Annotated in this window: 8 protein-coding genes; 5 read left to right on the top strand and 3 right to left on the bottom strand. The window is 75.0% G+C overall.

Features of this window, described 5'->3' with window-relative positions; all coding sequences use genetic code 11:
- The first annotated feature begins 273 nt into the window (after positions 1-273).
- Together NPS70_RS25290 and NPS70_RS25280 are read left to right on the top strand one after the other, a co-directional pair.
- Entirely contained in the window at positions 274-1,071 is a 798-nt protein-coding gene (locus NPS70_RS25290; protein WP_256526722.1) for a carbon-nitrogen hydrolase family protein, read from the top strand.
- Positions 1,072-1,159: 88 nt separating this feature from the next.
- On the top strand, positions 1,160-2,884 hold the full coding sequence (locus tag NPS70_RS25280; RefSeq protein WP_305886335.1) for an NAD(P)/FAD-dependent oxidoreductase: 1,725 nt from the start codon (positions 1,160-1,162) through the stop codon (positions 2,882-2,884).
- Between the two features lie 96 nt (positions 2,885-2,980).
- Here the strand turns inward: NPS70_RS25280 and NPS70_RS25275 are convergent, their stop codons facing one another.
- On the bottom strand, positions 2,981-3,706 hold the full coding sequence (locus tag NPS70_RS25275; RefSeq protein ID WP_305886334.1) for a DUF5995 family protein: 726 nt from the start codon (positions 3,704-3,706) through the stop codon (positions 2,981-2,983).
- Positions 3,707-3,979: 273 nt separating this feature from the next.
- Between NPS70_RS25275 and NPS70_RS25270 the strand changes: the two genes are divergently transcribed.
- Both NPS70_RS25270 and NPS70_RS25265 read left to right on the top strand, forming a co-directional pair.
- Positions 3,980-6,331 carry a collagenase gene (locus NPS70_RS25270; RefSeq protein WP_256526720.1) on the top strand — a complete coding sequence of 784 codons (2,352 nt, stop codon included), beginning with the start codon at positions 3,980-3,982 and terminating at the stop codon, positions 6,329-6,331.
- A 41-nt stretch (positions 6,332-6,372) separates the two neighbouring features.
- Positions 6,373-6,729 carry a DUF952 domain-containing protein gene (locus NPS70_RS25265; RefSeq protein ID WP_256526719.1) on the top strand — a complete coding sequence of 119 codons (357 nt, stop codon included), beginning with the start codon at positions 6,373-6,375 and terminating at the stop codon, positions 6,727-6,729.
- A 98-nt stretch (positions 6,730-6,827) separates the two neighbouring features.
- Here NPS70_RS25265 and NPS70_RS25260 read toward each other — a convergent pair whose 3' ends face one another.
- Positions 6,828-8,057, bottom strand: coding sequence for an MFS transporter (locus tag NPS70_RS25260; protein ID WP_256526718.1), 1,230 nt, complete (start codon positions 8,055-8,057; stop codon positions 6,828-6,830).
- A 113-nt stretch (positions 8,058-8,170) separates the two neighbouring features.
- Here NPS70_RS25260 and NPS70_RS25255 point away from each other — a divergent pair, with 113 nt between their 5' ends.
- A complete protein-coding gene (locus tag NPS70_RS25255; RefSeq protein WP_256526717.1) occupies positions 8,171-9,340 on the top strand; it encodes an ROK family transcriptional regulator in 1,170 nt (389 codons plus the stop codon).
- A gap of 151 nt (positions 9,341-9,491) precedes the next feature.
- Here the strand turns inward: NPS70_RS25255 and NPS70_RS25250 are convergent, their stop codons facing one another.
- Positions 9,492-11,792 (bottom strand): chitinase C-terminal domain-containing protein, encoded by a 2,301-nt coding sequence (locus NPS70_RS25250; protein ID WP_256526764.1) that lies wholly within the window; start codon positions 11,790-11,792, stop codon positions 9,492-9,494.
- Between the last annotated feature and the right edge of the window lie 379 nt (positions 11,793-12,171).

Here is a 12,171-nt window from a genome sequence, read left to right as displayed (position 1 = left end):
GCGTCCGGCACGTCCCGCTTGGCGCGCGCCGCCCGGCGGCCGCCGGCCGGGCCGGTCCCGCCCGGTCGGCGGCCGCGGAGGGCGCCCGGAGGCGCCGGGGGAGCGGCGGGAGCCGCGGAGGCGGGCGGGGGCGCAACGAATCGCCGCCGCAGCCCGAAAGCGCGCAACGGATCGCCCGGAAGCGCGCAACGCTGGCGCCTTGTCCGCGCAGAACCCCGGACCGTACCGTCGTAGACGTCTCCCGTACACCTCCCGCCCCGTCCGAGGTCACCCATGCCGCCGTTGCGCACCGCCCTGCTCCAGAGTTCCGGTAGGCCCGGTGACGTCGCCGCGAACCTGAAGGTGCTGGACGAGGCCGCCGCGCGTGCCGCCGAGGCCGGCGCCGGGCTGCTGGTCTGCCCCGAGCTGTTCCTCACCGGATACGCGATCGGGGACGCGGTCCCCCGGCTGGCGGAACCGGCCGACGGGCCCGGCGCGGCCGCCGTCGCGGAGATCGCGGTGCGCCACGGCCTCGCCGTCCACTACGGGTACCCCGAGCGCTCGGGCGAGCTGGTCCACAACTCCGCCCAGCTGATCGGCCCCGACGGCACCCGCCTGGCCAACTACCGCAAGACCCACCTCTTCGGCTGCTTCGAGCAGGAGCACTTCACCCCCGGCGACCGGCCGGTCGTCCAGGCCGAGCTGGACGGCGTCCGCGTCGGGCTGCTCATCTGCTACGACGTGGAGTTCCCCGAGAACGTGCGGGCCCACGCGCTGGCCGGCACGGACCTCCTGCTGGTGCCCACCGCGCAGATGCACCCCTTCCAGTTCGTCGCCGAGTCCGTGATCCCGGTGCGGGCCTTCGAGAACCAGATGTACCTCGCCTACGTCAACCGCACCGGTCCGGAGGGCGAGTTCGAGTTCGTCGGCCTCAGCTCGCTGGCCGGCCCCGACGGCACCGTGCGCGCCCGCGCCGGGCGGGGCGAGGAACTCGTCGTCGGCGAGGTGGACCCCGAGTTCCTCGCCGCCTCCCGCCGCACCAATCCCTACCTCCTCGACCGCAGGCCCGGCCTGTACGGCTCGCTCACCTGACCCGACCCGGACCCGCCCGCACCCGGTCCGCCCCGGCCGGACGCCCACCGCCCCACCGCTTCACCCCCGCGCAAGGAGCCCGTACCCCATGACGTCCACGGTGCCCACCACCGCCGTCCCGCACACCGACGCCTCCCCGGCCGCCGGCCAGGGGCGGCCCCTGCCGCCGATCACCATGTTCGGTCCGGACTTCCCCTACGCCTACGACGACTTCCTCGCCCACCCGGCCGGTCTCGGGCAGATCCCCGCCACCGAGCACGGCAGCGAGGTCGCGGTCATCGGCGGCGGCCTCTCCGGCATCGTCACCGCCTACGAGCTGATGAAGATGGGCCTGCGGCCGGTCGTCTACGAGGCCGACCGCATCGGCGGCCGCCTGCGGACCGTCGGCTTCGAGGGGACCGGCGCCGAGGGACTCACCGCCGAGATGGGCGCCATGCGCTTCCCGCCGTCCTCCACCGCGCTGCAGCACTACATCGACCTGGTGGGCCTGACGACCCGCCCCTTCCCCAACCCTCTCGCCCCGGACACCCCCTCCACCGTGGTGGACCTCAAGGGCGAGTCCCACTACGCGGAGACCATCGACGACCTCCCCCAGGTGTACCGCGACGTGATGGACGCGTGGAACGCCTGCCTGGAGGAGGGCGCGGACTTCTCCGACATGAACCGGGCCATGCGCGAGCGCGACGTGCCGCGCATCCGCGAGATCTGGGCCCGCCTCGTGGAGAAGCTGGACAACCAGACCTTCTACGGCTTCCTGTGCGAGGCGGAGTCCTTCAAGTCCTTCCGGCACCGCGAGATCTTCGGCCAGGTCGGCTTCGGCACCGGCGGCTGGGACACCGACTTCCCCAACTCCATCCTGGAGATCCTGCGCGTCGTCTACACCGAGGCGGACGACCACCACCGCGGCATCGTCGAGGGCAGCCAGCAGCTCCCGCTGCGCCTGTGGGAGCGCGAGCCGGGGAAGATCGTGCACTGGCCCGAAGGCACCTCGCTCTCCTCGCTGCACGGCGGCGACCCCCGTCCGGCCGTCACCCGGCTCGACCGCACGGCCGGCAACCGGATCACCGTCACGGACGCCTCCGGCGACATCCGCACCTACCGCGCCGCCGTGTTCACGGCGCAGTCCTGGATGCTGCTCTCCAAGATCGCGTGCGACGACTCGCTCTTCCCCATCGACCACTGGACGGCGATGGAGCGCACCCACTACATGGAGTCCTCCAAGCTGTTCGTGCCGGTCGACCGGCCCTTCTGGCTCGACAAGGACCCGGCCACCGGGCGCGACACCATGTCGATGACGCTGACCGACCGGATGACCCGCGGCACCTACCTGCTCGACGACGGGCCGGACCGGCCCGCCGTGATCTGCCTCTCGTACACCTGGTGCGACGACAGCCTCAAGTGGCTGCCGCTGTCCGCCGGGGAGCGGATGGAGGTCATGCTGAAGTCGCTCGGCGAGATCTACCCGGACGTCGACATCCGCAGCCATGTGATCGGCAACCCGGTCACCGTCTCCTGGGAGAACGAGCCCTACTTCATGGGCGCGTTCAAGGCGAACCTGCCGGGCCACTACCGCTACCAGCGGCGGCTGTTCACCCACTTCATGCAGGACCGGCTCCCGGAGGACAAGCGCGGCATCTTCCTCGCCGGGGACGACATCTCCTGGACGGCGGGCTGGGCCGAGGGCGCCGTGCAGACCGCGCTGAACGCCGTCTGGGGCGTGATGCGCCAGTTCGGCGGTGCCACCGACCCCACCAACCCCGGTCCGGGCGACCTGTACGACGAGATCGCTCCGGTGGAACTGCCGGAGGACTGACCACCCGCCTTCCCCCGCGGCGGCGGACCCCCTGTGCGGGCGGTCCGCCGCCGCGGTCCGCTACCGGGCCCGCGGGCACCGGGCCCGGCGCGCGCCTCAGCGCCAGGGGGTCAGCAGGCAGCGGCCGACCAGGCCCACCCCCGAGTCCAGCCGGTCGGTGAACTCGTCGGCCAGCTCCGGCAGTTCCCGCAGCTCCCAGAGCAGCCGCGCCGCGGACCAGGCCGCCTGGCGCGCCCGCTCCAGCGACCAGGTGCCCACGAGGTGGGTGAGCGGGTCGGCGATCTGGAGCAGGTCGGGGCCGGGCATCAGCTCCTCGCGGACCCGCTCCTCCAGCAGCACCAGCACCTCGCCCACCCGCTCGAACTCGTCCTCCAGCTCGGCCGGACGGCAACCGAGCAACCGGCAGGTCTCCACCACCGCCAGCGGCAGGTCGTGCCCGATGTGCGCGTTGATGCCCGCGAGCGCGAACTGCACCGGGCGTACGCCGGGGTGGCGCCGGAACTGGAACAGCGGCCGCCAGCACGCGGGGGGCCGCAGGCCCTCGGAGGCGGCCTCCACCACGTCGAGGTAGTGCTCGGCGAAGACCACCCCCAGGGCGCCGGCCGCCCGCCGGTCGGCGAACCAGCCGCCGGCCACCCGGCGCGCCAGTTCCTCCGTGACCGTCAGATAGACGCCGTTGAACACCGCCAGGCCGTCCGGCGCAGGCCACCGGGCGTGCAGCGCCCGCATCCGCCGTGCCACCGTGTCCACCTGCGGGCCGGTACCGGAGGGTCCCGGGCCCTCCTGCGCGGTCCTCCGTGGGAGCTGCTCCGTCTGCGCCATGCAAGGCAGGGTTCCAGGCCCGGGGGCCTTCCCGCGGTGCCGGGCCGCGGCTTCCCCGGAACGGGGGACCTCCGCTCGGACGCGTACGCGCGGAGCGGGCGGGGGCCCGGACCGCCCGGCGGCGCGGAGGACCGTTCCCCGCCGGCCTGCCGTACCGCGGACCACCCGGCGGGTAGGCTCACGGGGCGTCAGCCACCGCGTGCCGCGCCGCGGTTCCGCTCCCGCGGTGCGGGCGCGCCCGCACCCCCGCCCCCTGACGCGCAGGAGCCGCTGGTGTTCCCGAGCCGAGCAGTGCGCAGCTCCGTCGCGGCCGCGGCGGCCTGGGCGGCCCTCCTGGGACCCGCCGCCCAGGCGGCCGCGCCGCCGGCCCGGACGGCCCCACCTGCCGCCGCCCTCCCCGCCCCCCGGGAGGCGGCGGCCTCCCCGGCGGACGGCCATGCGCACCACGGGGGCGGCACCGGACGGGACGGGGCCGAGCACCGCGCCGCGGCACCCCGGGTGCGCTCCCTGCCCGCCCCCGAAGGAGCCGGGAACGGCCGGGTCCCGGGCCCCGTGGGGCAGGGCAGCGCTCCCACGACCGCCCCCCGGCCCACCGCCGCGGGCGTGCCCTGCACCCTCGACGCGGTCTCGGCTCTCGGCCCCGAGCCGTGGGCGGACTTCCTCACCGACCCCGCCGTGCTCGCCGGAGGCTGCCTGCGCGGCCTGCTGTGGACCTGGGACGACCGCCTCGCCCCGCTGACGGGCGCCGCCCACGTGCAGGCCGCCTCCCGCCGCGCCGAGGCCCTGTCACCGGGGCACGACGGCCACGGGGACTCGCACCTGGAGGAACTCTTCACCTACCTCCACGCCGTCGCCCACCACGCCTCCTCGCGGCCCGAGGCGGACTTCGGCGCCCCGCCCACCCTGGAGGCCGTGCGGCGCGCCGTGGCCGCCTTCGCCGCCGCTCCCCGCAGCTTCGACGCCACCGGGTCCAACGCCCGCATCCTGCGCGAGGTCCTCTACACCGCCGGTGCCCCGGGGCTGCGCCACCATCAGCTCCCGCTGGTCCGACGGGTGCTGGAGGCGGCGGGTCCGGACCGGTCCGGCACCCGCCACGGCCCCGCCTGGGCCGGGGCCGTGCGCGCCGGGCTCACCGTCAACCACCTCGGCCTGTCACCGGGCGACGGCGACGGCGCCTTCCGCGCGGCCGCGGGCTCGGACCCCGGATACCGCGCCGCCTTCAGGGAGTTCGCCGGACACACCCACCTCAAGGGCACGGACGGGGAGGGGCTGGTGCGCGAGGCCCTGGCCGAGTACGGGCGCTTCAGCGAGCTCGGGGCGCTGAGGGAGTCCGTCGCCGCCGACCTCGGCGCCCTGCTGGAGCCCGTGCGCGCCGACTGGGGCGAGGGCAGCGGGCCCTGGGCCTCGCTCGCGGCCTGGCTCATCCACCTCGACGCCTGCCGTCCCCACGGAGTGTGCCGGGAGGACATCGAGCGGCGGCTGTTCCCCCGCACCGACCGCTACGACAACGGCGCCGTGGTGGTCCGCACCGCGCTGCCGCGGAAGCAGGTCGACCGGCTCTACTACGCGGCCAAGCAGGTCTCCGCGCAGTTCCACCGGGTGCTCGGGACGAGCGAACCGCTCGCGGACGACCCGGGCGGGGTGCTGACGGTGGTGCTGTACGCCTCCCGCTCCGAGTACGAGGTCCACCACCCGCTGCTCACCGGGCTGGGCAGCGCCAACGGCGGCATCTACATCGAGCGCGGTGCCACCCTCTACACCTACCAGCGGCGCGTGCCGCAGGACTCCTCGCTCACCCTGGAGGAGCTGTTCCGCCACGAGTACACCCACTACCTGAACGGGCGCTACGCGATCCCGGGCCTCTTCGGCGAAGGCCCCTGGTACCGCGCCGACCGGACCACGGCCGTCGACGAGGGCACCGCCGAGTTCTTCGCGGGCTCCACCCGCGACGACGGCGTCGCCGTGCGCCGTTCCCTGGTGCGCGACATCGCCGCCGACACCGCGAGCCGCCCCCGGATGACCGTCGCGCAGATCCTCGGCGCCACCTACGCGGGGGACGGGTTCCGCTTCTACGGCTACGCAGGCACCCTCTTCTCCTACCTGTGGAGCGCCCGGCCCGCCCTGCTGGGCGAGATGTACGCGCACCTGAGGGCGGGCGACGTGGCGGCCTTCGACGCCTGGCGGCGGCGGGCGGGCGCGGACGCGGCCCTCCAGCGCGGCTACGACCGCTTCCTGGACGAGCAGATCGCCGCGGTGGAGGGGCTGTTCGTCCCGGACACCTCCCATGCGCCCGTGGACCGGCTGCGGTACGGGTCCGCGGCGGAGGTGCGCGCGGCCTTCACCGAGGCCACCGGCAGCGCCGCCGACTGCGCTTCCAACGGGGACCCCGGCCGTCCGCGCTTCGTCTGCACCGGACGGATCAGCGCCGGCCTCTCGGAGCCCCGCAGCGCCGACCGGGTCCTCACGGACATGGCGGAGGCGGTGGACGCCTCCCTCCTCGACCGGGCGCGCCCCGCGGCGGACAACCTGGCCGACATGAACTGCTCCTTCGGTCCGGTGGGAGTCCGGGCCGGCCGCGCGGCGGGGACCTCCGCGTTCCGCTGCGAGGGCCCGCTGCGCGGCTGAGCCGGGCCGAGGCCCGGTGCGGGCCGCGGTATAACCGCGGCATGATCTGGCATCTGGTACCCCGGGCCGTGTGGGAAGCAGACCCCGGCCGCCCGTACGCGCCCGCCTCCCTCGCCGAGGAGGGCTTCGTCCACTGCTCCCCGGACGAGGCCACCACCCTCGCCGTCGCCGACGCCTTCTACCGGGAGGCTCCCCGCCCCCTGGTGGCGCTGCTCCTGGACGAGGAGCGGCTCACCGGCCGGGTGGAGTGGGAGGAGGCGGCGCCCGCGCCGCCGCCCGGTGTACCGGCCGGCACCGCCTTCCCCCACCTCTTCGGTCCCGTCGACCGCCAGGCCGTGGTGCGGGTGCGTGAGGTGCGCTGGGGCGACGACGGGCGGGCGGCGGGCCTGGCGCCCTGAGGCGGGGCCGCGAAGGGGCCCCGGGCGCGTCCGCCCGCGAGCTCGCGGGGCGCCCCGTTCGGCCGGGCGCGGCGACCCCGCCCGGCGGAGCGGGCGCTTCAGGAGCGGGCGGCGGACGGTGCCCGGTCGTCCCGCGCCCCGCCCCTGCCCGGGGCGCGCAGCACCCCCGCGGCCGCCACCAGCCCCAGGGTCAGCAGCGCCACCAGGCCGAAGGAGACCGCCAGGCTGGTCGCGTCGGCGATGGCGCCGATCGCCGAGGGGGCGAGCAGGCTCGACGTGTAGGTGAGGGTGGCGACACCCGCGATGGACCGGCTGGGGTCGCCGCCGCCGCGCCCCGCCGCGGCGAAGGCCAGCGGGACGACCACGGCGATCCCGAGGCCGATGAGCCCGAAGCCGCACAGGACCGGGACCGGGTGGGTGCCGAGGACCACGAGCAGGGCGCCCGCGGTCGCGAGCGAGCCGCCCGCGCGGACGGTGCGCACCGGCCCGAAGCGGTCCACCACCCGGTCCCCGGCGAACCGCGCCACGGCCATGGTCAGGGCGAAGACCGTGGTGGACGCGGCCGCGAGCGCGGCGGAGGTGCCCAGCACCTCGCGGAGGTAGACGGCGGACCAGTCGAGACCGGCGCCCTCGGCGAAGACCGCGCAGAAGCCGACCGCCCCGACGGCCAGGGCCGACCGCGGAGGCAGGGCGAAGCGCGGCGGCGGCTCCCCGCCGGGCGCGGGTGCGGCGTCCGGTACGCCCCGGCAGGCGACGAGCCCGGCCGCCGTCAGCACCAGGGCGGCCGCGGCGTGGTGCACCCGGGCGTCGGTGCCGAGGTGGGCGGCGACCGTGCCGGCGGCCGAGCCGATCAGCGCGCCGGTGCTCCACATGCCGTGCAGCCCGGACATGATCGAGCGGCCGAGCCGGTTCTCGGTCTCCACGCCCAGGGCGTTCATCGCCACGTCGCTCATGCCGGACGTGGCGCCGTAGAGGAGGAGCGCCGCGCACAGGCCGGGCAGGTTCGGCGCGAGCGAGGGCAGCGCCAGGCTGAGGGTCCACAGGGCCAGCAGGGTGCGCAGCCCGGTGCGCGCGCCCAGCCGGTGCCGTACCGCCCCGGCGAGCGGCATCGCCACGGCGGCGCCGAGCGCGGGGAAGGCGAGCGCGAGCCCCAGCTGGCCGGCGCCGAGCCCGGCGTGGTCCTGGATCCAGGGGATGCGGGTCGCCAGGCTCCCGGCCACCGCCCCGTGCACGCAGAAGACGGCGGCGATGGCGATACGGGCCCGGCGGAGCTCCGACCGGGGTGCCTCGGCCCGCCGCGGTGCGGCGGCGAGCGGTTCGCTGGACATGCGTGGTTCCCTCCCGTGCGCGTGGGCGTAAACTATCAGGAACCCTGCCTGATAAATAGAGCCCGGGGCTGACCCAGCGGAGTGCCACCGGGAGCGTCTGGAAGGATTCCGGCATGGCCGCATCCCCGAGCACCGCACGGGCCGCCAACGACCGGCTCGCGCTGGACCTCCTCCAGCAGGAGGGCGCGTTGACGGCCGGGCAGCTGAAGAACCTGACCGGGCTCTCCCGGCCCACGGTGGCCGACCTCGTCGAGCGGCTCGGGGCGGCGGGGCTGGTCCACGTGGTCGGGGAGGCGGGCACGGAGCGCAGGGGCCCCAACGCCCGCCTGTACGGGATCGTCGCCGACCGGGCCCATCTCGCCGCCCTCGACGTCCGGACCGGAGGCGTCGCCGTCGTCGTCACCGACCTGGTCGGCACCACGCTCCGCGAGGACTCCCTGCCCATCGGAGGCGACGCCGGCACCGGGCCCGCCGTCGAGCAGGCGGTGGCCTTCCTGGAGGGCGCCGTGGCCGCGGCGGGCGCCACCCGGCTGCACGGCATCGGGGTCGGTGCGCCCGGCCTCGTCGACCCGGCCACCGGGGAACTGCGGGACACCTCCGGCCTCCCCGCCTGGCACCGCCGGCTCCTCACCGCGCTCCGGGACCGCCTCGGCGCCCGCGTCCTCGTGGAGAACGAGACCAACCTCGCGGCCCTCGCCGAGCAGCGCACGGGTGCCGCCAGGGACCGGGACTCCTTCGCCTTCCTGTGGCTGGGCCACGGGGTCGGGGCGGCCCTCTTCCTCGACGGGCGGCTGCGCCGGGGGGCCTCCGGGGGTGCGGGCGAGATCGGCTTCCTGCCGGTCCCGGGCACCGGCGGCCTGCCGTCGGCCGCCGGCTGCGAGGGCGGCTTCCACTCGCTCGCCGGGGCCGAGGCCGTCTGCGCGCTGGGCACGCGGTACGGCGTCGGGGCCGAGGGTGCCGATCCCGCGCTGCGGGCGGCCGGCACCGTGGCCCGGGCCGTGGAGACGGGCCGGGAGGACTTCCTGGAGGACCTGGCCGGGCGCCTCGCCGTCGGCGCGGCCGCCGTCGCCTCCGTGCTGGACCCGGGCTGCGTGGTGCTGGGCGGTGAGGTGGGCCTGGCGGGCGGCGGGGCGCTGGCCGCCCGGGTGCAGCGGCACACCGCGGCCCTGTCGCCGCTGGCCACGGAGGTGCGTGCCGGGGTCCTCGGCGGAGGGGCGGTCCTGGACGGGGCGCTGCGGATGGCCCAGGACGCGGCGCGGGACGAGCTGTTCGCCGGGGCGTAGCGCAGCCGTCGGCGCCCTCCCGCGGGAGGGCGCCGACGGCTGCGCGCCGTACCGCGGCGGGATGCCGCGGTACGGCGCGCGGGGGCCGGGTGACCCGGCGGCGTCAAGGGCCGTGATCCGCCGCCGGGCCGTCTTGGCCGGTGGTGTCCGGTCAGCAGGCGCCCAGGTCCTGCCACACCCCCCACTCGCCGGTGGTGCCGGGCTCCTCGCCCTTCGTCCACCACTTGGACTTCCAGTCGTGGCCCCCGTGCGAGACGGTGGTGCCGCCGCCGTAGGCCTCGCCCGCGGACCAGGCCGGCGCCGAGCAGGTGCCCGGGGTGCCGGTCCCGGTGGGGGAGGGGGTGGGCGAGGGCGAGCCGCCGCCGCCCGGTTCCACCACGGTCGTGCCGCGCGCCAGGTCGCCCTTGAGCGCGTACGTGGTCCCGCCGATGTTCACGGTCCAGTTGGACGGCGTGGAGACCGGCAGGTAGTAGTTGAAGGCCAGGTCGACCGTGGCGCCCGGGGCCAGCGACTGCCAGGCCGGCAGCTTCAGCGAGACCCGGTGGAAGTCGCCCTTCAGGCCGCCGATGTTGTCCCCGGTGTGGTCGCTCCGGATGACCTTGGTGCCGAAGCCGGACTGGTCGGAGGCGTTGGGCGGGGCCGCCGTGGCGTAGTCGAACTGGAACTCCGTGCCGCCGGGGAGGGCCGCCGAGGTGTTGTTCGTGATCTTCAGCTTGGGCGTGATCGGGTAGTTGGAGTCGCCGAGCTTGAACTCGGTGAAGTCCACGGCGATGTCGACCGCCTCGGCCGGCAGGGCCGTGCCGGACTTCTTCGCGCCGTACGGAGCCGCCGCCTTGAACGCGTCGTACATCAGCGAGGTGAGCGTGTCGCCCATCTCGTACTGGCCCTTGGCCGCGTTCCAGCCGTAGTCGCCGGCCAGCTCCCAGACCATGGTGCCGCCGATGCCGCGGTCGACCACGTAGTCGGCCTTGGCCGCCACCGACTGCTCGTCCTCGGTGGACAGGAACACCTTCTTCTCGGCGTTCCACAGCCACGGAGCGACCAGCGCGGAGCTGTACTTGCGGGCGTAGGTGCCGGTCAGACGGGTGTCGGCAGGGAAGCCGTACTGCGTGACGTAGTCGCCGACGACCCCCTTCTCCAGGTTCTTGGCGTGCCACATCGGGTTGGAGCCCGCCGGGGACTCCTTGCCGTTGTCGTCCAGGTCGTGCCAGAGGTTGTCGATGCCGACGGCGCCGTCACCGCACTTGGTCAGGCCGGAGCCGGCCGGGCAGGAGCTCGCGGCAGCCTTGCCCCACAGGCCGTCGGTGCCGCCCTGGACGTTCTTGTGGCCGCGCGTGTAGTACGGCAGGCCGATGTTGATGCGGCCCGAGGGCATGGACCCGCGGAAGTAGTGGTAGGCCCAGTCGGTGTTGAGGTAGCCGATGCCGCCGTACTGCGCGCTGCCGTAGACGTTGGCGGCCGCGAGCTCGGCGTCCTTGCCGTCGTCGAAGAGCGAGGCGTTCGGGCCGACGTACTCGTTCCAGGCGCCGTGCAGGTCGTACGACATGATGTTGACGTAGTCCAGGTACTTCTGGACCTGGAAGGTCTCCATGCCGCGCAGCAGGTAGCCGGAGGACGGCGCGGCCACGGTCAGCATGTAGTGCCTGCCGTCCGCTGCGCCGGCCCGGTCGAGCTTCTCGCGCAGGGTCTTCATCAGGGCCGCGTAGCCCTTGTTGAGGCCCCCGCGGCGCGCGTTGGAGATCGGGAAGTCGGCCGGGTGGCCGGCGTCCTTCATCGAGGTCGGGTACTCGTAGTCGATGTCGACGCCGTTGAAGCCGTACTTCTTGACGAAGGCGACGGCGGAGTCGGCGAAGGTGTCGATGCCCGCCTGGTTCACCGAGCCGTCGGCGTTGGTGGCCATCGTGTAGAAGCCGCCGGAGTCGACCCGGTCGCCGTTCTCGTCGAAGTAGCCGCCGGTCTCCGCCCAGCCGCCGACCGAGATCAGCGTCTTCACGTCCGGGTGCTGCTTCTTGAACTTGCTGAGCAGGTTGAAGTGGCCCTTGTACGGCAGGGACGGGTCCATCTCGGCGCCCGCGACGCCGGGCCAGGTCATCCCGGTGGCCGCGTTGTTCGCTCCGTCGGCGCCCACGGACAGCCTGTTGCCGGAGTCGACGTGGGCGAAGGCGTAGTTGATGTGGGTGATCTTGTCCCACGGGATGTCGTCGGCCAGGTAGGCGGGCTGCCCGTTCTTGCCCGTGCGCCAGCCGGTGAAGTAGCCGATGACGCGCCGCTGGTGGTCCGCGCCCATCTTCTCGCGGCCGTCCGCGTCGTAGACGGAGCAGTAGGGGACGTCGACGCCCGGGGTGGTGTAGAGGCCGTCGGGGCGGCAGCTCTCGTTGTCCGCGGCGTGCGAGACGCCGGTCGAGAGCGTGCCCGCAAGCAGCGCGACGGCGGCTGCGCCGGCTGCGAGCATGCCCGCTCTGAAGGGGGTGGGGGACTGCACGGTCGTTCCTCCTGGTGGGGGATCCCCCCGTTTCGTCCGCCGGAGCGTCGACGGGGGTGTTCGGCCTTGCACAACTGGCTTGGGGACTACGCGAGTCGGCCCGCCGGAGTGCGCCTTCCGGCGGGCCGGGTCCGCGGAGGTGTCGCAGACATTAAAAGGACTAGACCACACCGTCAATAGGTCTGGACCAGTCCTCCGGTGGGAATGCGTGCGCCGGATCGCCGCGTACCGCCCGCCCCTTGGGGCTCCCCGGGCGTCGACGGGGCGCCCGCGGGCGGTGGTTGCGGGCCGCGGGCCGCGGGTCGCGCGGTGCGCCGCGGCCGGGGGTGCCGCGGGCGCCCGGGTCACG

The sequence above is a fragment of the Streptomyces sp. C10-9-1 genome, from assembly GCF_024497955.1.
GTDB lineage: Bacteria > Actinomycetota > Actinomycetes > Streptomycetales > Streptomycetaceae > Streptomyces > Streptomyces sanyensis.
This window is presented reverse-complemented; position numbering and strand designations above follow the sequence as displayed.

Excerpts from the sequence above, each read along its gene's own strand:
- NPS70_RS25290 (WP_256526722.1), top strand. The coding sequence starts at position 274 with ATGCCGCCGTTGCGCACCGCCCTGCTCCAGAGTTCCGGTAGGCCCGGT.
- NPS70_RS25280 (WP_305886335.1), top strand. The coding sequence starts at position 1,160 with ATGACGTCCACGGTGCCCACCACCGCCGTCCCGCACACCGACGCCTCC.
- NPS70_RS25275 (WP_305886334.1), bottom strand. The coding sequence starts at position 3,706 with ATGGCGCAGACGGAGCAGCTCCCACGGAGGACCGCGCAGGAGGGCCCG.
- NPS70_RS25265 (WP_256526719.1), top strand. The coding sequence starts at position 6,373 with ATGATCTGGCATCTGGTACCCCGGGCCGTGTGGGAAGCAGACCCCGGC.
- NPS70_RS25260 (WP_256526718.1), bottom strand. The coding sequence starts at position 8,057 with ATGTCCAGCGAACCGCTCGCCGCCGCACCGCGGCGGGCCGAGGCACCC.
- NPS70_RS25255 (WP_256526717.1), top strand. The coding sequence starts at position 8,171 with ATGGCCGCATCCCCGAGCACCGCACGGGCCGCCAACGACCGGCTCGCG.
- NPS70_RS25250 (WP_256526764.1), bottom strand. The coding sequence starts at position 11,792 with ATGCTCGCAGCCGGCGCAGCCGCCGTCGCGCTGCTTGCGGGCACGCTC.